Origin of the sequence: Acinetobacter sp. XS-4, from assembly GCF_023920705.1 — a bacterium.
Classification (GTDB): Bacteria; Pseudomonadota; Gammaproteobacteria; order Pseudomonadales; family Moraxellaceae; genus Acinetobacter.
In genome coordinates this window covers 2,997,218-3,019,383 of the sequence record NZ_CP094657.1, presented here as the reverse complement: position 1 = coordinate 3,019,383, position 22,166 = coordinate 2,997,218, and the positions used below count along the sequence as shown (strand labels likewise).

Annotated in this window: 17 protein-coding genes; 12 read left to right on the top strand and 5 right to left on the bottom strand. The window is 32.8% G+C overall.

All coding sequences use genetic code 11. The features are described 5' to 3' along the window. Positions 1 to 635 precede the first annotated feature (635 nt). The 3 genes from MMY79_RS14005 to MMY79_RS13995 all read left to right on the top strand — a co-directional run bounded on the left by MMY79_RS14005 (position 636) and on the right by MMY79_RS13995 (position 7,834). Complete coding sequence (locus tag MMY79_RS14005; RefSeq protein ID WP_252609529.1) at positions 636 to 5,528, top strand: AAA domain-containing protein; 4,893 nt, start codon at positions 636 to 638, stop codon at positions 5,526 to 5,528. Next, complete coding sequence (locus MMY79_RS14000; protein ID WP_252609527.1) at positions 5,528 to 6,874, top strand: hypothetical protein; 1,347 nt, start codon at positions 5,528 to 5,530, stop codon at positions 6,872 to 6,874. Before MMY79_RS14005 ends, MMY79_RS14000 begins: the two co-directional genes overlap by 1 nt. A gap of 504 nt (positions 6,875 to 7,378) precedes the next feature. Beyond that, complete coding sequence (locus MMY79_RS13995) at positions 7,379 to 7,834, top strand: hypothetical protein (protein ID WP_252609525.1); 456 nt, start codon at positions 7,379 to 7,381, stop codon at positions 7,832 to 7,834. A gap of 371 nt (positions 7,835 to 8,205) precedes the next feature. Here MMY79_RS13995 and MMY79_RS19425 read toward each other — a convergent pair whose 3' ends face one another. After that, positions 8,206 to 8,334, bottom strand: coding sequence for a hypothetical protein (locus tag MMY79_RS19425; RefSeq protein ID WP_289781497.1), 129 nt, complete (start codon positions 8,332 to 8,334; stop codon positions 8,206 to 8,208). A 276-nt stretch (positions 8,335 to 8,610) separates the two neighbouring features. Between MMY79_RS19425 and MMY79_RS13990 the strand changes: the two genes are divergently transcribed. From MMY79_RS13990 to MMY79_RS13955, 8 genes are all read left to right on the top strand, one after another. Continuing rightward, positions 8,611 to 9,384, top strand: coding sequence for a hypothetical protein (locus tag MMY79_RS13990; RefSeq protein ID WP_252609523.1), 774 nt, complete (start codon positions 8,611 to 8,613; stop codon positions 9,382 to 9,384). A 530-nt stretch (positions 9,385 to 9,914) separates the two neighbouring features. Next, a complete protein-coding gene (locus MMY79_RS13985) occupies positions 9,915 to 10,178 on the top strand; it encodes a hypothetical protein (protein ID WP_252609521.1) in 264 nt (87 codons plus the stop codon). A 102-nt stretch (positions 10,179 to 10,280) separates the two neighbouring features. Continuing rightward, positions 10,281 to 10,427: a hypothetical protein gene (locus MMY79_RS13980; RefSeq protein WP_000682545.1), complete on the top strand. Its 147-nt coding sequence runs from the start codon at positions 10,281 to 10,283 to the stop codon at positions 10,425 to 10,427. A gap of 22 nt (positions 10,428 to 10,449) precedes the next feature. Beyond that, positions 10,450 to 11,523 carry a J domain-containing protein gene (locus tag MMY79_RS13975; RefSeq protein ID WP_252609519.1) on the top strand — a complete coding sequence of 358 codons (1,074 nt, stop codon included), beginning with the start codon at positions 10,450 to 10,452 and terminating at the stop codon, positions 11,521 to 11,523. A gap of 82 nt (positions 11,524 to 11,605) precedes the next feature. Beyond that, complete coding sequence (locus MMY79_RS13970; protein WP_252609516.1) at positions 11,606 to 12,304, top strand: hypothetical protein; 699 nt, start codon at positions 11,606 to 11,608, stop codon at positions 12,302 to 12,304. Between the two features lie 60 nt (positions 12,305 to 12,364). Next, positions 12,365 to 12,694: a hypothetical protein gene (locus MMY79_RS13965; protein ID WP_252609514.1), complete on the top strand. Its 330-nt coding sequence runs from the start codon at positions 12,365 to 12,367 to the stop codon at positions 12,692 to 12,694. Between the two features lie 91 nt (positions 12,695 to 12,785). Then, complete coding sequence (locus MMY79_RS13960; RefSeq protein ID WP_252609512.1) at positions 12,786 to 13,079, top strand: hypothetical protein; 294 nt, start codon at positions 12,786 to 12,788, stop codon at positions 13,077 to 13,079. A gap of 57 nt (positions 13,080 to 13,136) precedes the next feature. After that, on the top strand, positions 13,137 to 14,174 hold the full coding sequence (locus MMY79_RS13955; protein WP_252609510.1) for a DUF932 domain-containing protein: 1,038 nt from the start codon (positions 13,137 to 13,139) through the stop codon (positions 14,172 to 14,174). A gap of 265 nt (positions 14,175 to 14,439) precedes the next feature. Here MMY79_RS13955 and MMY79_RS13950 read toward each other — a convergent pair whose 3' ends face one another. From MMY79_RS13950 to MMY79_RS13935, 4 genes are all read right to left on the bottom strand, one after another. Then, positions 14,440 to 15,687 carry a serine hydrolase gene (locus tag MMY79_RS13950; RefSeq protein WP_252609508.1) on the bottom strand — a complete coding sequence of 416 codons (1,248 nt, stop codon included), beginning with the start codon at positions 15,685 to 15,687 and terminating at the stop codon, positions 14,440 to 14,442. Between the two features lie 119 nt (positions 15,688 to 15,806). Further along, positions 15,807 to 17,171, bottom strand: a complete 1,365-nt coding sequence (locus MMY79_RS13945) for a TolC family protein (RefSeq protein ID WP_252609507.1) — start codon at positions 17,169 to 17,171, stop codon at positions 15,807 to 15,809. Next, the gene (locus MMY79_RS13940) at positions 17,168 to 19,297 is read right to left on the bottom strand and encodes a peptidase domain-containing ABC transporter (RefSeq protein WP_252609506.1); all 2,130 of its coding nucleotides are present in this window, start codon (positions 19,295 to 19,297) and stop codon (positions 17,168 to 17,170) included. Before MMY79_RS13940 ends, MMY79_RS13945 begins: the two co-directional genes overlap by 4 nt. A 3-nt stretch (positions 19,298 to 19,300) precedes the next feature. Next, positions 19,301 to 20,572, bottom strand: coding sequence for an HlyD family efflux transporter periplasmic adaptor subunit (locus MMY79_RS13935; RefSeq protein ID WP_252609505.1), 1,272 nt, complete (start codon positions 20,570 to 20,572; stop codon positions 19,301 to 19,303). A gap of 137 nt (positions 20,573 to 20,709) precedes the next feature. Here MMY79_RS13935 and MMY79_RS13930 point away from each other — a divergent pair, with 137 nt between their 5' ends. Next, complete coding sequence (locus MMY79_RS13930) at positions 20,710 to 22,149, top strand: radical SAM family RiPP maturation amino acid epimerase (RefSeq protein ID WP_252609504.1); 1,440 nt, start codon at positions 20,710 to 20,712, stop codon at positions 22,147 to 22,149. Positions 22,150 to 22,166: the final 17 nt, after the last annotated feature.

Sequence of the window (22,166 nt, the reverse complement as noted above, 5' to 3'; positions counted from 1 at the left end):
AACTTAATGATGAAAAAGATTTTTTAAGGTTTATAATCCTTGTTTTTTATATACTCACGTAGATGCTGTTAGGTTATTTTCAGGTCTGTAGATTGTAGTTTTGAGCTATTTTTAAGGGGATGGTTGATATGTAGGTTATTAGTGGAATTGGGCTGGATGAATTAAGAAAGGATTGGAAGATTTAGATTAGAATATTTATAAAAATAACCTTGAGGAACTTGAAATTTAATATTAACTATTAGGGAGTTGGTGAATAGGTTTGATAACAAAATTGAATATAAAACCCATGTTTGTTCAGTAGATAATGTCATAAAGATTTTAACTATTCACTCTTCATTATATTTCATATTTTGGAATTTTTAACTTGCTAAAAAAATTACCCAAGAGTAGACTTTTAAAAATCTGAACCAAATAGAGTAAAAACTGGCAAAATAAACAAACTGACCAAGCCATAGTTAATGTTTGATTGAAAATGAAAAATTATTAATTTTATTAATATCACATTCTATTGGCACATTAAGATCCTTGAATCTTAAATTTTTTTCAAAAGAAAGCTTACTTAGGTCTATAGATCATTGAATTTCTTTGTTCTATATATTTTTATTTTTAAATTATTGATTTATTTAGGTAAAATCATGATTGAAATTAGTGCATCAAATTTGTCAGCACAGCAAAAAAACTTAATTTCTAAACTTAATGTAGAAATTCAAAAACAACCCAGAAATAAACAATGGCAAGGGTTCTCTTTCTTTTCTCATTCTTTGGGTAATCAAAAGCAGCAATATGACTTAGTGCTTTTAACGAATGCAAATATTTTATGCATAGAATTTTGTAATGTTAATGGTAAGATTACATCTGACCAATATAATAACTGGTGGGTAAATAACGAACGCCTTAGTCCTTCACCTCTAACTATTGGAGGAAAAAAATCTCGTAAATTAACAACAGAAATCGAAGCTATTAAACATCAACTCCATAATGCTGATCAATTAGTAAAGAACCCCCATTTTTTACCTAAAGTTTTGAATTTAGTAGTCATGACAGACACAGCAGATTGGTCTGCACTTAGTGGGGTGCCATTTGTAGATCGGATTTTATCATTTGAAGATTTTTGTCAATTAATTCCCAAGGAAGATTTTTATCTTCATTTTTCTAAAAGTAAAAAGCCTTTACCAATGAGTGCAAAGCAACTCAATCGCGATTTTGATGTTTTGACTAAAATATTAACTAACAATATAGGACCAATTGCATCACAACCTATCGAAGGTTACGAACCAAACTCACTATTAATTATGCACTCTCATAAGTTTTATAAAGTCTATAGTGCTGAATCTATAGGGAATGATAATGCTGTAATTAAACAATGGGATTTTTTTGCTCATACTGTAACTGATAAACATCGTAAAGCTATTATTAATAATGGGATTAATACCGTAAATAGTATCAAAATCAAAAACCCTCAACTTTACGAAAAATGCCTGATCTCTTTAGAAACAAATCCCCAAGACAATGTAGATCAATACTATGATGAAGTCATTGAGCTACCTGATTTCAATCATATAACTCTCAAATCATATTTAGAAACGTGTCCACAAGGTTTAACAACAAAGAAATTGGACCTAATTCAGTCTATGATCTATGTTGTTAGTGAGTTGCATAAGCTTGGGATTGCTCATGGCGACCTGAATATATTTAGTATTTGGATTGATAGCGTTAATAAAATTAAGCTTTCACAATTTTCATCAGCATTTAACCCTGATTTTAATGTTGATGATGTTGTACGTACTATTTTGCCATTATTTAATCAAAGTGTCTTTAATGGATATTCATTAACGCCATATGTGAAAGATGTTTTTTGGATTGCCTGTCTCTCTTGGCATATCATTGAAGGGCTAAAGGTTACTCCTCAGAGTATCAATACATTTAAAACATTAAATTCTTCTGATTGGCTGACTAGCTTATTTAATCAAGCCGCTAATTTTATATATACAGATGCATCAGATTTTTTAGCAGCATTTTTAAACTCACGACCTATCTTAAATATTGAACATCAAGTTCCAAACGAAATTTTAAATTCTTATATTAGAAATGAGATTTCAGGGCAATACTCAAATATTGTCTTTGAAACACTACCAAATCCTTTGTCATCTTATGATTGTTTATACTATAAAGCGAAGTTAGACAAGTTAGATATATTGAGGACTCAAGGGGTAAAGAGTTATATACCTGAAATTACGGCTTTTGGAATTATTGAGCAAGATAATCAAAAAAAATTTTTCTCTGTAGTTCAGCCTATTACCACACCTACATGGAGTGACTGCGACTTAGGAAGTCTATGCTTTGAAAATAAAAAACAGCTTGCGGTAAACTTGATTGGGGCTATACAACATTATCATCATTTACAATATAGCTATGGTCAACTGTCTGGAGAGACAGTTCATGTTGATTTGGCTGATTTAACCATTAAGTTAAGTAATGTATTAGAGCCTGAACCAGTACATCAGGGTCTACTCGACCCTAATGATGTGGAAATGCCAACAGTACAACAGCGTGATAATTATGCTGTACTACAAATGTTAAAGGTTCTATTTAGGGAGGAATGTGAATATGAAGACTTTGATTGGTTATGTGAAGCATTTTTGCTTGAGTTTGAACAAAAACAAGGGAAATATCTCGATTTAAGTCGTTTTCTCGATACGCTGTTGGCTGAAGGTCAAGATGAACAAGTGCCTACGCTAATCACCATTAGATCAGGTTGGTCTAATGGTGATGACGATTCTAGTCCAAATAATTTTAATTATATTTTGCCTGATAACGGCAAAATTTATGGGCATATTAAACAGCAATCTGGGCGGGATATAGAAGTTGAGCTTTGGGGAATAGGAGGAAAAGTAAGTTTCTTTTATACTGACTACCAGCAAAATCCAGGCTTGACGCCTAGATATGTGCAACAAAAATCCTTTATTAATAAAAAATTTATTGATAGTTCCGTATTTGAACTAAACATCCGCATTAAAGTTGAAGATGAACGAGGCTTTTACAGAAGTACTCTTCCATGGCTAAGTGATTTTTTAATCCAAAATGATGACTTTAATCATGCTCTACAGGAGTTCAAGACACAAGGAAATTCACCTAGAGAGTATGTTGAGTTCTCTGAAGAAGTCATTGATATTCTTGATTTTAATGAAATGTCAACTAAAGCATTGTGGCGTTTAATTAAAGACACTGAAGAGGAAGCATTACCTATTGTTGAGCTTACTGATGTTCTAAAACCAATTCGTTCTAATCATTATATTAACTATTACAAAGCTAATTATGATCCAGTTGAAAGTAATGATGTGTTAGATCGCTTTCAGAAAAAAGATAAGGTTAAAGCTCTTTTAGTTATTGAAAATAGAGATGGTGAATTTGAGACTAAACCTGTCGGTGAGGTTGATATGATCAAATCGACTAGAGGGGCACTTTACATTAAAAACTGTAAGTTAACACGATTAAATGAAGGGAGTCGTCTTACTTTGCAGAATGTAGCAGAGCAATCTTCTAATCGTAAGCGTAAGATAGCTATTGATAATATTTTAAAAAATCGGTCAGTCATTCCAAATCTGATTGAATATTTCGAAAAAAATAGCACTGCTGAAGTAGCTAAATATGATATAGATTTTTGTGATCAACAACTTGATTACTATAACTCGACAACTAGAGAGGGTAAAACTATTGCTCTAAATGCAACACAACGCCGAGCATTTGAACAGGTTATTACTAGTGGCCCAGTAAACGTATTACAAGGTCCTCCAGGAACGGGAAAAACTGAGTTTATTTCGGCGTTTGTTCATTACTTATTCCATCATCAATTGGTAAAAAATATCTTGGTAGTAAGTCAATCACATGAAGCAGTAAACACAACTGTAGAGCGGATCCGTCAACGTTTCACTGGTCATAAACAAGATGTCAGTATTGTGCGCATTAGTAATAAGGCTGAACTTGTATCAAAGGATTTGTTAGATACCTATTCTGGTTCAATCATTGAATCACAACAGGTATTTTTCCAAGAAACCTTAGTACATCGTATTTTAAATTTAGGTTCTCATCTTAAGCTCAAAGAAGAGTACTTAACTGATTTGATTCGCGTAAAAGTTGAAATCTTCGAAAAAGTTAAACAAATACGTTCTAAGATTAGTGAAGAAGAGGATGTTGGTACTGTATCACCAGCTACATTTAAGCAATTTGTTTTATATCAATTAGAATGTCTTCATAAAATATATGAACTGGATACTGATGGTCTTGGTTTGGATATAACAAGTGAGGCTTTTTGGCAAATTATTGAAAATGCTGTGATGAATGTTTTAGCTGAAGAATATGCAGTTGATCCAGAAAATTCAGCAAAAGCACAAGCTTTAATTAGCTTGGCCAAAGATTGTGAAACTTTAATAGATGCTCCTTATGCTCATTATGAACGTTTTTTAGCCCAAACACGTCAGATTGTTTGTGGTACATGTGTAGGTATTGCTAATAACAGTGTCGATATTTCGAACCAGATTTTCGATTTTGTAATTATTGATGAAGCAGCACGTTCAAGCTCATCTGAACTTGCAATTGCAATGCAAACTGGTAAACGTATTGTATTAGTAGGGGATCACAAACAATTACCACCTTTATATGCTAGTGAACATAGCAATTTATTGAAAAAGAAGTTAGGCATTTCAAACCATAAAGAGTTAGAAGATGTTTTAAAAAGCGATTTTGAACATGTTTTTAATTCACCTTATGGTAAAAAAATTAGTGCTCAATTATTGCAACAATATCGTATGGCACCTGCTATTGGGCATTTGGTTTCTGATTGTTTCTATGATGGTAAATTACAAACCGCTGTCTGTGAGCCTCCTTTTGATAAAAAAGATAATGCAAAACGTGTAGTCCCATCCATTTATTACTCAAATAAAGTGAAAGAACTACAATCTACTGTTACTTGGGTAGATACAGGGGGTAGGGGAGCATTTCATCGAAAAATTTCAGATGAAAAAACAAGCCTGTATAATCTCCATGAATTAAACGAAATTCTAAATTTCCTTCGTCATATAGATTCTGATCCTGCGTTATTACAACGTGTAAATCAAAATGTTAAAAATGATGAAGCCGCTATCGGCATTATCTGTGCCTATGCAGAGCAGAAGAAACAGCTTATAAAGCGTTTTGCTGTTGGCAATTTTTCTACATTACTTCAAAAGTCAGTAAAAATTGATACTGTCGATAGTTATCAAGGTAAAGAAAACCGTATTGTTGTGTTCTCTGTGACACGAAATACCCCCGACTTCTCTAGTGCATTCTTAGCTTCAGAAAATCGTGTGAATGTTGCATTATCCCGCTCTATGGATCGCCTAGTGATTTTTGGTGCTACGGAGATGTGGGAGCATGAGAAAAATTCAAATAGCCCATTATATAAAACTTTGGCTTACATCAAAAAACGCTTGAGCCAACCAGAATACCAAATACTGAAACGTCGTAATGAAAATGTACAAGGAGCAAAATAATGTTAAATTATCATGATGTTGATGTATTGCTACCTGTGCAAAAATTTTTGATTGATTTTAGTTTTTCAGGTAAAAAGCCCTTAGACTTTGTTCATTCTATACTTTTACGTACTCTGCGTTTGGGTCCATGTAGTTCGGTTCAATTGGCCAGTTTTTTAAATCTGGATCAGAATGAAATTACTATACTTTTAAATGAGTTACTTGCCAAAAAGGAAATTAAATCAACTGAAAATGATTTATTTGAGTTATCTGAAGCAGCAAAGCGTTACTTTAAATCTGTCTCAGATATTCCTCAAGTTGAGCAAATCTCAGATCGTACAGTTTCAGTGATATATGATTTGATTGGATTTGATCCAGTTTTATCTTATGAATATTCAGGTCATAATGGTATACAGATCCAAGCTGATCAAGATCAGCTCTCTGAATCAGAAAAAATTGCTAAGGTTACATTCCAAAAAAATTTTTATAGCTATATTGAGCAAGGCGTACTTACATTTTATCAAGATCATCCCCAACTTTATAAGGTTGGTAAAGTTACTAATGACCGCCAACTCTTTAATCGAGTAAACCTTGATTTATCACTTAAATTACAAGGTGATCAATTAACTCCTGATGTTCATGCCGTTGAAAGCTGTTTTAGTCATTTACCAGGCAGTACAACCCTTCTTACTGAAATGGTTAATTCAACTTTACAAAGTATAAAAGTGGATAATATCGATTCAATTCAAGCTGAGTTAGCATATAATCCAATGTTTGAGTCACTGAAGATTAAGAACTTTTTAAAAAAAGGAAAACTCGATCTAACAGGTTTAGACCAACGAACAGAGCACCAAATTATAGGACCTATTTATGAGCCAAATAATCAAGAAAAATTCCTAAATTTACTTGAACGTTGTGCTGAAGATAAAAATGTTCAAGATTTATATTGGTTAACACCATCAAATCCTTTTTTTGGTGAATCAATAAATTTTAAGAATTTCTTGAATAAGCTAATTACTTCTGAAAGCTATGATTTAAATATGTTTCTTCCATGTACATCTTTGAAAAAGGCACCATGGGAGAATAATCATATAGAACGCTCGCTATTCAGTAATGGGAAGTTTCTTGCATTAGATGAAAGTGGCTTATTTAATAGTGATTTTGAAGTACTTGTTGTTAAAAACAAGTTTTGTATTGTGATTGCCCATATACATGACAGTGATGCATCTGTCCTGACAGCTGTACCAATTGGCGAGTTAACATTTGATTTAAATGTAGTAAATGGGTTTGCCGATGTATTCGCTAAATCGAAGCAACAAGCGGATGAAGAACGAGGACCATGCTATGGTGTTATCACAGCTAAATAAATCATCAAGTTTTTTTCAACAATTAAACTGATCTATAAAAATTTAAAGCTATATTATTGTCTATGATTTAAATGGAATGACTTAGAAATAAGCTCTTAATCAAAGAGCTTATTTCTAGTTAAAACTGTTTTGTCATTATAAAATTATAAGTTCACATTATTTTCTTTTTCTGTTAACAATTATTTCAACTCTACAGTTATAAATTAATTTATTTTTTTATTTTTATTAATATTTAGTTGAAAAGCTATTTTAATCTGACTATACCCTCTAGTATTTTATATCTTTCCAAGTATATTGTGATGTTGAAGAATTAACACATAATATTGGTTTTATTAGTAAATACTGAGATTGTACAACTTCAATGAATTTCGATTAAATGCAATATATGATTGCATTTAATCAGATATAAGCTTTTATGAAAAGCTGAGCGTGAACGTGATCGAACATGTTTTTGAGGAGATAGTCTAAGTGTTTTTTCGTATCAAGTTTAGATAGGGTTATAGAATGATTTTGAAAAAAGGTATTTGTATTTTAATACTTAGCTTAGCGATGATAAGTAGTGCATATGCTATTCCTAAAGATGCAGAAATTTATGTACGAAACACACATGCAAGTTATGTGAATCGGGGCATGTGCTCGCTTGCTTTTGATGTCATTGCTTATGATGCTTTAGATAATATTGAAAGTATTGACTTTACAGTGACCATGAAAGATAAAAATGGCAAGCTTATTGGTCGGGATCAAGTTACTGCGGATGAATTTAATCTTGTTGGTGGTAAAACTTATGGTAGATTTTTCATTGAAGGTGAGAAGGCTTGTGATGCTTTTGGGGAAAACCTAAATATCAGTAAAGCAATTGTTAAACATAACGATGGTACGAAAACTGAAGATATCGTTAAGACTCAGAAATTAAAAGTAGATGACTTCAAACCGATGAAAATCGTTATTGGTGGAAAATAAAAATAGGAAGTAAATATCTAACCTACAAACTTCAAATTATCCTCCTAGATATGTCATTTATATAGGAGGTTTTTTTATGCTTGGAGATCAAGTTTGTGGAGGTGCTTTAGATGCGATTGGTCATACTTACGGGGACATCCCATTTTGACTTTAGGGATTTCTGGAGGTTCACTACAACGGAATCCACGGATGCGTTTCTGTGTCGTAAATTGGAAGTATTGATCATTCTTGCAGAGATAATCAAAACTCTGTTCAAGGTTGTTTAGCATCTCTACGTCAGAATAATCTAGCTTTCCTAAACAACAATAACGGTAATCCTCTTTCTTCATATTGCAGATAAATACCGAACCCTGATTATTGGTCACTTGTTTCTATTGTTTAGCAATGTACTGTCCCCAAGTGATATCTGCCTGATGATCTTGTCCATCAAAGAAGTAATAAGCATGCACGTGATAACCCTTCTGAGGGCCGTATTCAATACGATGTATAACCCAGCGCATGCTTTAAAAGCTAGTTATTTTATTGCCTCGTCTATTGTCAAAGAGTCAGATCAGTAACACGGTGATAAAAAGAAAGCCTGACTTATGGGTGGTCAGGCTTTCTTTAAACTTGATTACGGGCAAGTAACCACAAGGAATTTAACAAAAAAAATAGTGATATGTAAAGATGATTTAGAGCGATTTCAATGAAAAATTGCATATTACTTTTACTATTTTTTGTCATGTAAACTATAAGGGAAGCCACTTTGTTTTTCAGAATCAGCCAGGAAAATTTCCATGACTCAAACAAAAAGCCGTTACTGGATCTTTATCCTATTTACAATTTTCTATTTTTTTATTTTATATAAATTCTTTGGCATTACACCAGTTAAGGTCAAGGCTTTACCTGCAAATGAAATTGGTGATTTCTTAGCTGGCGCATTTTCCCCATTGGCCTTTTTATTTCTGATTTTAGGTTATTTGCAAAACACTAAAGCCTTACAAATGCAAAGCCAAGAGTTAAAAGCAAGCACAGATGCATTGCATCAACAGGCTCAAGAATTAGCAAATAATGTTGAAGAGCAAAGAAAGTTACTTAGTGTCACACAGCAAGAGTTAGAAATTAAACATTTTGAAGCACGGCCTCATTTAATTTTCTATAGTTACCCTTTTACCTTAACGGAGAAGGACTTTCCTGAATGTGATGATCATGGTTCTATTATCGATATGGAACGTCATGAGGTCGCAGAAATTAAGATTATCATTGAAAATAAGGGGGAAGTGGCAAAGCATGTAACTATTGAAGAGTTGGACTCTGACTTTAATGATTTTAATATAGAACGTTATGAGTTAGTAGCACAGCAGAAAACTAGTCTTAATATTGAATTTATAGGAGAACGACTTGAACTTTTAAAAAGCAATTTTCAACAAGATATCAAGTTAAAAATTATTTACCATGATAAATATGGGCGACAATTTTCTGATTTAATGGATGTTTATATTTTCGTATTGAGAGATGCTTCTGGTAGTTTTGGAGTCAGTATCAAGCGAAATACCTCATTGTTCAAATGAAGCAACAATTAAATAAGATAATTAATCTATAAAAAACAGTAACAATCACTTTACGACTTAGTCGATAGATGATTGACACCTTAAATTTTGCACATTATCCTTTGCGTGCTGGCCTACATTGCCAGTCGGTTTTAGCAGACCGTTTTATTGGGTTGCATCAGAGTTATTCCTTCTGAGGAATAGTTTTGAGGGTACTTCTCGTCTCCTCCCGTTGCGGTAGGACGGGAGAGGGACACTTTCGAGTGTGCTGGTGTCAATCCAATCCGGTCTGCTAACCCTTTCTCGTTCTGCCACCATAATTCTCTAATGCTTTGGCAGAACTCCCAATATAAAGGAGTTGGCTATGCATATTCTTTTTATAGCGCCCGATTAGTTTTTAATAGGGTTTGATGAACTTCTAGGTTCTCAAGCTTTAGGTCTTTTCGTCAAAAAATTTAACTTAATAAATATGTCATGTGAGATATACCGTGGCAGGGCTTTGTATTGCCTAAAAAAGCCTAAGCTCCATGATGATGTCACTGGATAAAACGATGAAAAATAGAATTTTGATGGGTTTGGTGGGTGTCAGTGTTTTGTTGGTTACAGGCTGTTCTTCTGATTTTGAAAAGGGTATGAAACAAAGCTGTAGGAATACAGGGGGGAGTCGCAGTTTCTGTTCCTGCTTCTACGACAAGATGGAGGCGTATTATAGCGAAGAAAAGCTGGAGGCGATTGGCATGATGCAAGTCAGAATGCCAGAAGATTTTGAAGAGGTGTCATTTAAGTCTGGTCAGCAATGTGCACATAAACTTTAGAACAGCTCATATTCACATTAAATCTTAATTTGTCTTTTGACTTCACCTGCTGCCTTAGAGCAGCGGGTTGGATAGGCTTACCTAAAAAATGAGGAATTTATAATGAAACATCCACTGATTGGCCTTTATTTCACCATTGTGATTGGTTATTGGCTGTATTTAATTTGGCAGTACCCTATTTATTCTGGTTCATATTCTTTAGGGCGGGCACTTGTTTGGCCTGCTGATTTTCTACGTTGGTTGTTTTAGCCGCTAAATTGGGGAGGTTGCCATGACAATCATATCGAGAGAATCACTTCAGAAAAGCCGTTGGATGTTGATATTAAGAGCGAATGACAATATTTATTTTTCCCCTGCTATTCCTTATAAAAAATTGCAAGGGGCAATGAGTTATCTCCCTCAAGGTATTCATCCAGATGAAATCCTCATGCTGATTGACGATACGGTATTTGGTAGTGCTAAAGCTGGACTTTGTATAACGGCGACCGGACTCTTTTATAAAGAAAGCTTTGGTGATGAAGCTGCTTATCTCTTTAAAAATATTCATCACGTCGAGGCAGATCTTGGCGTCATTAATCATGGGATCGTACTGAATCGGATGGAAACCTTGACCTTTACCCAACTGGATAAAGGGGCAGTACGAACATTGGCTTCATTCTTAAGTGAAGTTTGTCAGGGACAAATAGAAGCCGACCAAGCTCCACCACAGATTGATGCAGAACTGAAGGTGATTGTTGATTTGTTTGCTTATTTCATCACATTCAATATGGGTAGATGGAATACTGAATCTAGTCATGCAATATCAAATCATTTTGCAAAGCTGAATGATGAAGCATCACAGCACTATATTCAAAGTTTACTGACTGAACATCCCAACTTTGAATATGAGGAGTTATTGCATCGCTTTGCAGAACTGAAAGATGTGCTGGCTTATAAGCTTCGTACGGAGATGATCGAACAACTGGTTTATGCCATGGCATTGGGGCAGGTTGAACAGAATCAGGCTGATCTTTTTATGACCCATTTGTGTCGTGTATCCAATGTTTCTAAAGCAGTATTTCCTGATCTGGTCAAAATTATCTATCAATGCTTAGCTGATGAAAAGAATCAGTCTCCTCATTCAGCTTTAAATAGTGAACAACTTCAAGCATGCAAACTTCTTGATATTCAGCCTAAATCACTGACTGAGCAGTTATTGCAATCTGCTTACCGAAAAAAGATGGCTGAGTTCCATCCCGATAAATACCAGAATCTCCCCGAATCTGTTCGTCAGTTGATTGAGAGTCAGGCACAGCAACTGAATGAAGCAAGAGCGGTATTAAAGAGCTATTTGGACAATAACTGAAAATAAAGAAATTTTACTTACATATTACCCCAATGAAGGCAGCACCTAATGCGCCGTATATCCTCTATTTCAAGGTAATGATATGAATATGATAAACAACAGCACTAACTCAACTAAAAAGGTACCACCGTTATATTGGTTGTTAACCGTAGTCATGATGGTTGTACTGATTGCCGGTGGTATTTTATTTAATCAACATCAAAAACGACAAACAGAACTTCAGTTAGCGCAACTCGCTTTAGAACAATCTAAGGTACAAAATCAATCTATTGCAACGGAAGCAGCTTCTGAATCTGCTGAATCAGGTTTCACCGGAATTGAAAGTATGGTGGAAAACCCAGAATCAGAATCTACTCACTCACAAGCTGAGGACGAAGTGGTTGCAGGTGCTATAGCTGCTGTTGAGAATGCCAAAGCACAAGATGCCAATATTGGAAAGCTCAGTTCAGAAGTTGATGCTGAGTACCATGAAGGAAAAACCTTAAGTTCGAACGCCTCTCTATATGGTTTAAAGCCAATCAAAACTGCTCCTAGTGATTTAAAGTCAACCATCCCGAATATTGATCAAATGTTAGCGTCACACCTTATGAATGTATGGGGGCGTTCAAGTTTGGATCAGGTGAGTAAACGAGTAGAAGGATGGAGCCAGCAAGGTAATACCATGACTTATCGTGCTGCATGGGACTCTGACCGTTATCAATGTACCTGGTATGTAGTGAGTTGGGATAAGAACAGCAATCAAGTCCTTAACGAAGGATACCAGTCATGTTTTGGTCACTAACTTAAACAACCTTTTAGCATTTATTGAATGATTACTTTTATGTACATTAGAGAAAAGATTATGAACTTTATCAAACTTATCACTTGTGGCGTTTTAAGCCTTTCAATCAGTTCTATTGCTTTTGCTAAAACTGAGCAGGTTACTTTAAAAGCCAACGTCTATTACGGCGAAGAGTCAGTTGTATTTCCAACTACTAAAGGCGAAGTCATTTTAAATAGCTACGCCATACCAGCTAAAGTTGTTCCTCAAGTTAAACCTTTTAAAAAGGGACAATGTCTAGAAATTAAATCGAAACATGGTTTCTTTAAAGATACTGGTGATGGGCAATATATTGAAAGCATTCGACCTTGTAGCAAAAAAGGTTTAGCGACTCCAAAAGTCACTCGTTAATCTGACATTTATCTAAAACGACATAAAGCTCAATCAAACCACAAGCATTTGCTTGTGGTTTTTTTATGCCTTTTATTTAAGGAAGAAGACCATGCACCAGTGTCCTTATTGCCATTCGAGGCATCTGAAATTACTCCGGCAGTCGGAGCAGACTCACCAAAGTGTATTTGCAAAGCTTTCATCTTTTTCACCGATGTCTCTGGCAGCTGCCTGTATGCAGTTGTCAAAACGCAGTCCCGTTCACCCTTTGGTGGGTGGTTTTGTTGGTTTAGTTGTTGGTGGCATGTTTCTGCTCTACGTCCAGCATCAAGAAAACACGCTGACGTTGCATTATCAGTGTGAGCAGTGTCTGGAACACTTTGAAATCAAGCAGTCGGGTTGTTAGTAACTCTCATTTTCACAAATTTCAAATTATTTAAATCACTTAATAGGAAAATCACTCATGGCACATCAAGTTGAAACAATGGCATTCGTTGGTCAAACCCCTTGGCATGGCCTAGGGAATCAGCTTACTAGAAATCAACCTATAGAAATCTGGGCACAACAGGCGGGGATGGACTGGCGAATTGAATCATCCAATGTCAGCTATATGGCAAAGAATGAAAGAGGACAAAGCATCATCATGCCGTATGAAGAGCAACGAGTGCTTTATCGTTCAGATACTCATGAACCGTTATCGGTGGTGAGTCAGCGTTATCAGGAGGTGCAACCGATGGAGATATTAAACTTCTATAAAGACCTGACAGAACAATCAGGTTTTGAACTGGAAACGGCGGGGGTACTGAAAGGTGGACGTAAGTTCTGGGCATTGGCAAGAACAGGCCAATCGGCAGCGTTGAAAAGTAAGGATGTCAGTAATGGCTACATTTTGTTGGCAACGGCTTGTGATGGGACATTAGCTACCACGGCGCAATTCACCAGTGTACGTGTGGTCTGTAATAACACTTTGAGCATTGCAATACGAGGACAGAATAGTGGAGAGGGTGTTGTAAAAGTTCCTCATAGTACTAAGTTCGATGCAGACAAGATCAAGCAGCAATTGGGTGTTTCTATTAAAACCTGGGATGAGCATATGTATGAAATGAAACAACTGAGTCAACGTAAAGTCACCCAGCAGGAAGCTACTGCATATTTTAATGCGGTGTTTAATAACACGACAATGAGTGCAACAGATCAGGAAGAAAGTATTATTCAGTATTACCTTAAAGCAGCATCCATGGACAAAAGTTCGAAGTCTAAAAATGAGCAAAATGGAAAGGCGATGTCTAAGGCTATGGAAATGTTTAATGGGCAAGGTCGAGGAGCAGAGTTAAGTTCAGCTAAAGATACGGCTTATGGTTTGCTTTGCAGTATCACAGAGTTTGTTGACCATGAGCGTCGTGCGATGAGCCGAGATCACAGATTGAACTCAGCATGGTTTGGGATGGGAGCGACAATTAAGCAGAGAGGATTGGAGCAAGCTCTTACGATGGTTGGGTAGAGTGGCTTAATTAGCCTAAGTAATAGCCGTATAGCATAGAGCCTGCTTAAAAAGCAGGCTCTATGTATTTTAACTTTAATTTATTATATTTGCTCTAAATACTTCTAAGCCTTATCTATGGTTAAGAGAAAATAAGTATGGATAATTATAATAATGATATTAAGACGAATGCTCCGTAACGAGCCTGTAAAGATAAAAATATAGTCCTCAAAATAGTTCCAAGATTTAAGCCAAATGATCACGTCTTACAATTAAATAATTGAGCTCATTTTTCTACAGAACTTAATGTTTGGAGAAGTCCGATAAATTGTAACGCCAGTTTAGATTCTGGCTGTTTGTCATCTCCATTTGCAGTAAAGACAACACAAACATCTTTTCCTTGAAGAGTTTGGCCTATAAAAGAAAAATTGAGAACTCCATTTTCTGACCCACCTTTAAAACCAATTTTTTTCCAATTTAAGTTTTTAAAAAGAGGATTATGAATATTATTCAAAGCAGGAGCATCTTTAATACTTTCGATAGTGGCACAGATTTCATTAGTTGTCATATACCATTCAGCTTGTTGCCATGTTGCTGTTTTAGTAATGTCATCAATATCTGGTAATGGCATTTTGTCTAGTCCTAAAAGGATCTCATTTTTCCCTTTTTTATTACTAGTACTATATTTAGCCCTAAGCTCATCATTATTAGAAGAGATCAATTGGAAAAATTCTCTAGTAGTCAAAAGAGGAGAATTTCTAGGAGAAAAAATTTCAATATTAGATTTTTTAAGTAAATGTATAAGGTTATCAGTAGCTGTATTGTCACTTGATTGAATCATTAATTGAGCAAGTATTTCTAGATTTATAGGAGTTTTAGCTGGAAGCATTTGCAAAACCCCTGATGGCAATGAGCGACTATTTTCTTCAAGTAAAATAACATCATCACGTTTAATTTTTCCTGCCTTAATAGCGTCTTCATAAGCTTTGAGAACTAACAATTTAAAAGTGGACCCGACAGCCATAGGAGTTTTATTGTTATCAGCAAAAATTGGTTTTTTATCTATAGTGATTAAAAGAGACTTGCTACCGATGGCAGAGTCTTGTAAATTTTTAATTGCTTCATCTAATTTAACATTAATGAATTTTGGTGAACCGAACCAAAGTGTACTTATTTGATTGTTGTCATCAAAGCCAATCGTAACAGGTACTTGCGCTTTTTCAAAATAAGCAAAGCCTTTACCATCTACTACATCTACCGATTTTAATACACCAAATGATAACTTTAGTTCAGCAATAATTTTTTTTAGTTGCAGTGCGGGAACTTGTTCTAAAAAAATAGGACTGAATAAAGATATGTTTAAAGGTTCTTCATTAAAAATTAGTAAAATTTTATTTGATGCTAAATTATTTGTTGATTGTGTTGCTGCTAAAGAGTTAGTGGCAACAATAGGGGAAACAGACATGACCATAACTCCTATAGCAAGAAATAATGCTCTAGTAGTATACATTTTTTTTAATAACTTTCTCTTCATTTCTAGTCTTCCCAATAAAAAGTTAAGTTTATCGTAACTTTACAATAAGAACAAAGTATCAAACAGGCTCTTAGAATATACTTTACAACAGTAAATTAAATTTACTTAATTTCAAATAACTAATAAATATCCTTAGCATCAAGCATACCGATAGTAGTAAGGAGCTTGTAGCGAGTTATTATAAAATTATTTAATGAATAGTTATAATTCTCATTGGCCTCAATGAAAACATTTTGTGAATTTAATAGTTCAATAATATTCCCAACACCATTTTTATATCGACCAGATGTAATTTCTACGTTTGCAAACGCATTAGTTTTTAAGTTTTCAAGTATTTGTAAATTTTTTTCTTCATTTTTTAATTCATAATAATAATTAATAATCTCTAAAGATAAATCTTTTTCAGTAAGTTTTTTTTCATTGAATGTTTTTTCTAGTTGGTTTTCTGCCTCAATTTTTCTATAGTGATTCTTAAATCCATTAAATAATGGGGCAGAGATTTTTATACCAAAATCAATTGTATTATCAACACTTTCGAAAGGAACAGCCCCTAAGCGATTGTTATTTAAAAAGTCAGAGGTAATATATACTTTTGGGTAGTTTTCTGACTTAATTACTTGTATGTTATGTTTGGCTGAGTCTATTTTATAATTTAAACTTATTAAATCTGGATGTTTTTCTTTTGCTATATTTATTAATTCATTAATTGGTTTTATTTCTAAGTATTTATTAATTTCAATTGGTTTGAGTGAAAATTCTTTTTCGATAGGAAATCCCATTAGAAAGCCAAGAGATCTCATGTTTATTTCGATTTGACTCTGAGTTTCATTTTTTTTTGAAATTATTTTTAAAACATTATTATAAGAACTCAGAACATCAGATTTATTATTTGTACCAAGATCATATCTAGTTTGCGAAATTAATAAATTTTTTTTTGCGATACTTTCACTTTGAATTATAGATTTTAAATTTTCATTTAATAATAAAATTTTGTAGTATCTTTCAATAACATCCATTGAAACTTTTTGAATGCTAGAGTTGTATTGAGCAAGGGACATATTTAAAAGATCTGTTAATAATTTTTTCTTGGAGTTTTTATATCCAAAATCGTAAACTAATAGGTTAGCTTGTAAGGATACTCCATATCTCTCTGAATCTGTTTTATAACTTAATTGAGGAGCATCCTTAACTTTATAGTTCGATTTCCCTATATTGTAATTACTTGAAAAGTTTAATTGAGGATAATAATTAGATTTTTCAATATCTATTTGTAAAACCTTGTTTTTAACCTCAGTCCATTGAATCTTTAAGTAAGGGTCATTGCATAAGACATTCTCAATTGCCTGAGATAAGGCTATATCAATTTCTTCTTTAGATTGACAAAAAGTATCACTTTTCATGTCTTGAAAAATTTGAGGGATTGTCTCACCATGTGAAAATGATGAAGAAACTACAAAAAGAGAAATATAAAAATAACGCATCATTTATTTGAAATATCCTTAACTAAGATATCACTGATAATTTCTCCGTTTGATAAAGTAATAACTCTATCATTGGAATATATAGTTTCTGGACGATGAGCTATTATAATTTTAGTAATATTTAGTGATTGAATATTATTATTAACTTCTGCTTCTTTAAAAATATCTAAATGACTTGTTGCTTCATCAAGAAACAAAATTTTTGGCTTTTTATAAAGTGCTCTTGCCAAAAGTATACGTTGCTTTTGACCTCCTGATAAAACACTTCCTAGTTCACCGATCAAAGTTTGATAGCCCATTGGCATACGTTTAATATCTTCATCTATAGCTGCAATTTTTGCACATTCTTCAATTAATTTTTGATTAGGGTTGGAATCAAAAAAACTAATATTTTCAATAATTGATCCAGCAAATAAAATATCATCTTGAAGGACGACTCCTATTATTTCTCGAATAGGGGCGAGGCCTACAAGATCGCTTTGTTTATCAAATATTGATATATAGCCAGAGTTTTTATTTAAGATACCTATTATTAAATGCATTAAAGTTGTTTTTCCACAACCAGATGCACCTGTCAACGCAACCGATTGACCTTCAGGAACTTCAAGATTTAAATTTTTAATAATATAGGGTTCGAAATCTGAATACTTAAAACTAAGATCATTAATACTTATAGCAATATTATTTTCTACAGAAGAAGAGTAGTCTTGTAAGTATAATTTTTCTGGTTCAGAAAAGACTATATCAGCTAATCGATCAACTTCAACTCTTAATGTTTTAATTTCAATATATTTTTCAATCAAGGAAGAAAATCGAGTGATAAATTGATTTTTATAAGCAATAAATGCCATAAAAATACCGACAGTAAAAATACTGTCTATAACTAAAGAGGCTCCAAGCCAAATAATTATAATATTCTCAAGCCCAAAAATAATACCATTACAAAATCTAAAGAAAATATGAAATTTTTGTGTTTGAAGGTTAGCATTTATTTGATTTACAAGTAAATTAAGCCATGAAGTTTTTCTGGACTCTTGATTTTGAAAAAGCTTAATAGGTTTTGTTCCACGTACAGTTTCCATGAAATGACTATTTTGCTTTGCTGCATGGATAACTTCAGATGCTAAGGCATTCTTCAAAGGTAAATACGATAAAAAACGTAATAAAGAGTATAGTAAAATAGCAATTAAAGATACAGAAGTTAATATAGGACTATATAAAAACATTAAAATTAATGTTAATGTTGCCATTAAGCCATCAAGGATTGCTTCAAAAAAAGTCGAAGTCAATGTTCTTTGAATATTATCAATAGAATTAAATCTTGAAACTGCATCTCCTAAACTTCTTTTCTCAAAATATGAAACGGGGAGATTGATCAGATGATTAAAAATATTAACACGCCATTGAATATTTATGTGTGTACTCATATGGAGCATAAACCATGCTCTGACTACTATTATTAATTGTTGTAGTATCAAAAGTAGAGAAAAGCCAATAATCAACGTAATTAAAAGACTTCTGTCATCTGATAAGATTACATAATCGATTACCCATTGTAGTAAAAGGGGTGAAAGTAGTGTAAGTAGCTCTAAAGTAAGTGCTAAAAATATAATTTGAGAAAGTGACTTCCAAAGACCTTGAATATTACCAACTATGTCTTTAAGTTTTAATTTACTTAAAAATTTATCTTTCTTAAAATCAGCATTTGGCCAAATTTCTAAAGCAATACCTGTAAAACTACGGGAAAAATCATCTAATGAAATTATTCTTCTTCCAAATGCGGGATCTATAACAATAACTGTGCTATGTTGAACTTTTTCAAGAACGATAAAATGATTAAAATTCCAGTGAATTATGCAGGGAAGTTTTAATTGAGTTAATTTATGGAGTTCTAATCGTATTGGACGCGTTGTTAAGTTAAGATTATTTGAAATATGAATTAATTGATTCAGAGTACTTCCTTTTTGAGATATATTAAATTTTCTTCTTAAGGAGACCAAATCTGTGGTGTAACCATGATAAGCTGCAATAATTGTAATGCAAGCTAAACCGCATTCTGACGATTCAGTTTGTAAAATAATCGGTAAGCTTTTCCTAAAATTTAAACTTATGTAATCGGTAATTTTCATAGTTTATATATTTTTCTCATAGATACTTAACAGTGGTAAGAATATCCACTCATATATATTACGAGTTTCTAAAAATATATCAGCGTCTAGTGTCATACCAACTTTCAAAGGCGTTTTTGTCGCATAGGTACTCATACTTTGATTTTGTATTTCAACTTTTACAATGTAAACATTTGCAGTTTTTAATTTTTCTAAATTTATTTGATTGGAATTAGGTAATTCATTGATATTCATTGTACTTTTTGAGATAGAGGTAACTCTGCCTATTGCTTGACCAAATTTTTGATAAGGAAATGCGTCATATCTTAATTTAACGATCTGGTTGGTTTTAATAAAACCAATGTTTTGAGGAGGAACATATAAAATAGCTTCTAAAATAGAGTCTTTGGGAATAATAGCAACTACTGGTTTATTAGTTGTTACTTGTTGCCCAACTTCAGTTGTTACAGAAGTAATTGCTCCATTAGCTGTAGCTTTAATAGTAAATTCTCTTTGTGATTGATTATCAATAATTTCCTGTTCAATGTTAGTCAGTTGTTTGTCAATATTTATTAAATTATTTTCATAATTAAGATGTATGGTCCTTAGAGTAGAAATTTTGTTGTTTAACTCCATATTCTTTGAAATTAATTCACTTTCAAAATTTTTTAAGTTTTGCTGCATTTGTAAAAAGATATCTTTTTTACTTTGAAACTCTTCTTTCGAGATATAATCCTTTTTAAATAAATTTTGATATCTTTCGTAGTTTTCTTTAGCTAAAGAAACTCTATCTCTTTGTTCTTTTATATTGTTTTCTATTTTAAGTAATTGATTTTTAATAGAAGAGATATCATTTTTAGTTAGTAAAATATCATTTTCCAGATTACTATTAAGTTTATTCTTTTCTTCGTTATTTAATAGTTTTCTTAGTTCAATTTGCTTCAGCAGAGAATGATTCTTATCTTCATTTGAATAAAAGTTAAGAGTTGAAACGGTAAATAATTGGTCACCTTTATTTACAGCCATATCTTCAACAATAAATTTTTTTTCGACATTCCCATTATTTTTTGGGTAAATGTAAATAAGACCTTCCTTGGGCAATAATTGTCCATGCACAGTTGCTCTTTGAGTAAATTTTCCAAAAATAACAAAACATACGATAGCAATACTAATAGAGCTAAACGCTATAGTTAATGTCTTAAAAGATGCAGGGCGAGAAAGAATAACTTTACCTAACCATTGCGATTCTTGTGCTTTGATAGCTTCTTTTCTAAAAGAAATTTTGCGGTTGCTCATTTCTATAATAGGGATTAGATGATTCAAGTATTTGGAGAATATAATACTATAATTTTCATTATAATGACTATTTATGTAGATAAATTTAAAAATAAATGTAAGATATATATGTAATGTTAGTTCTTTTTGGATTTAGGATGATAGATTCTAGCGTCATGAAGCTTGAAAGCTCATACTCTAATTTTATTTGGTCTTTAGATGAAGATGATAAAAAAAAGTATTATTTAACAAAGCGTTTTTTAGAAATTTACACTGGAAATGACCAGCTGAGAAATATCATTAATATGGGAGTACCTTTAGAAACTCTTGATAATAATTTTAAAGATACAAATCTAACTTTATCAGACTTTTTACCAATATTTGATACCTCAATAGTACCTACTGATTTAGAAAAGACAGAGATAGAAAAAAAGTGGCCATATGCTAATATTTGGTGGCGATATGTTGATACAGTACAAGACTTTAGAAAAAAAATACTTGAAACAGGATCAACTAATGGCTTAAACAATCTCTTTGATGTCTGGCGTCAACGTCAAATAAATAGAACTGCTTTTGAATTAGGCCCCAAAGGTTCTGGAATAATTCATGCACCAATTGCCTTTGAATTATCTGATGGTTGTTCAGTCGGTTGTTGGTTTTGTGGTATTTCGGCTGAAAAATTTAAGGGGCATTATTCATTAAAAGAGGATAATGGCAAAGAATGGAAGGAAATACTTCATGCAACTAAAAAAATATTAGGTAGTGGGATGAGGTCTGGTTTTTGTTATTGGGGAACAGATCCTTTAGATAATCCTGAATATTTAGATATTTTAAAAATATATGATGAAATTGTTGGTGTAGTTCCACAAACTACTACTGCAATTCCTTTAAAAAATATTGAATTAACTAAGAGTGTGCTTGAATTTTGGAAAGTTAAAAAAAATTATCCAATAAGATTTTCAATATTGACAAAAGCTATTTTGCAGAAAGTTCATGACCAATTTACTGCTGAAGAATTATTCGGTGTGGAAATGGTTTTACAGAATACTGGAGCAATGCATGAAACAAAAACAGGAGCTGGACGGGCATATTCTACTGAAAAGGAAAAAACATTTTTTAAAAGTACAAAATCCAAGAAATCGAAAAAAGTAATGTCAGATGCGACTATTGCATGTGTTTCAGGCTTTTTAATTAATATAGTAACAAAAAAGATTCGTTTAATAACACCCACTTTACCATCAGAGGAATGGAAAGATGGTTTTAAAGTTATTTCAGAAAATACCTATTCGGACCCAGAGAATCTACATGAAATAATGATTGAAATGATAAATACTCATATGTATTCTAAAATTAATCATTTAGGAAAAATTAAATTAAATAATACAATTAGAATTACAGAAGATGAAAATATTTATTTTGAAAGCCCAAATGTAAAAATGCAATTTTCTTATTCAAAAAAAATTTTAGATTTAATTTTATCCGGTAAATATTCAGCTTTAGATCTAGTATGTAATTTGACTGAAGATGGAACAAATCCTTTAGAGACTTTTCATTTAATAGATTTCTTATGGATGAATGGTTTTATTGAAACAGAATGATAAATCTAATTTGGAGA

Coding starts and splice junctions, on each gene's coding strand:
- MMY79_RS13955 (WP_252609510.1), top strand. CDS start 13,137: ATGGCACATCAAGTTGAAACAATGGCATTCGTTGGTCAAACCCCTTGG.
- MMY79_RS13975 (WP_252609519.1), top strand. CDS start 10,450: ATGACAATCATATCGAGAGAATCACTTCAGAAAAGCCGTTGGATGTTG.
- MMY79_RS13950 (WP_252609508.1), bottom strand. CDS start 15,687: ATGAAGAGAAAGTTATTAAAAAAAATGTATACTACTAGAGCATTATTT.
- MMY79_RS13980 (WP_000682545.1), top strand. CDS start 10,281: ATGAAACATCCACTGATTGGCCTTTATTTCACCATTGTGATTGGTTAT.
- MMY79_RS13960 (WP_252609512.1), top strand. CDS start 12,786: ATGCACCAGTGTCCTTATTGCCATTCGAGGCATCTGAAATTACTCCGG.
- MMY79_RS13970 (WP_252609516.1), top strand. CDS start 11,606: ATGAATATGATAAACAACAGCACTAACTCAACTAAAAAGGTACCACCG.
- MMY79_RS13985 (WP_252609521.1), top strand. CDS start 9,915: ATGAAAAATAGAATTTTGATGGGTTTGGTGGGTGTCAGTGTTTTGTTG.
- MMY79_RS19425 (WP_289781497.1), bottom strand. CDS start 8,334: ATGCGCTGGGTTATACATCGTATTGAATACGGCCCTCAGAAGGGTTAT.
- MMY79_RS14000 (WP_252609527.1), top strand. CDS start 5,528: ATGTTAAATTATCATGATGTTGATGTATTGCTACCTGTGCAAAAATTT.
- MMY79_RS13965 (WP_252609514.1), top strand. CDS start 12,365: ATGAACTTTATCAAACTTATCACTTGTGGCGTTTTAAGCCTTTCAATC.
- MMY79_RS13990 (WP_252609523.1), top strand. CDS start 8,611: ATGACTCAAACAAAAAGCCGTTACTGGATCTTTATCCTATTTACAATT.
- MMY79_RS13930 (WP_252609504.1), top strand. CDS start 20,710: ATGATAGATTCTAGCGTCATGAAGCTTGAAAGCTCATACTCTAATTTT.
- MMY79_RS14005 (WP_252609529.1), top strand. CDS start 636: ATGATTGAAATTAGTGCATCAAATTTGTCAGCACAGCAAAAAAACTTA.
- MMY79_RS13945 (WP_252609507.1), bottom strand. CDS start 17,171: ATGATGCGTTATTTTTATATTTCTCTTTTTGTAGTTTCTTCATCATTT.
- MMY79_RS13940 (WP_252609506.1), bottom strand. CDS start 19,297: ATGAAAATTACCGATTACATAAGTTTAAATTTTAGGAAAAGCTTACCG.
- MMY79_RS13935 (WP_252609505.1), bottom strand. CDS start 20,572: ATGAGCAACCGCAAAATTTCTTTTAGAAAAGAAGCTATCAAAGCACAA.
- MMY79_RS13995 (WP_252609525.1), top strand. CDS start 7,379: ATGATTTTGAAAAAAGGTATTTGTATTTTAATACTTAGCTTAGCGATG.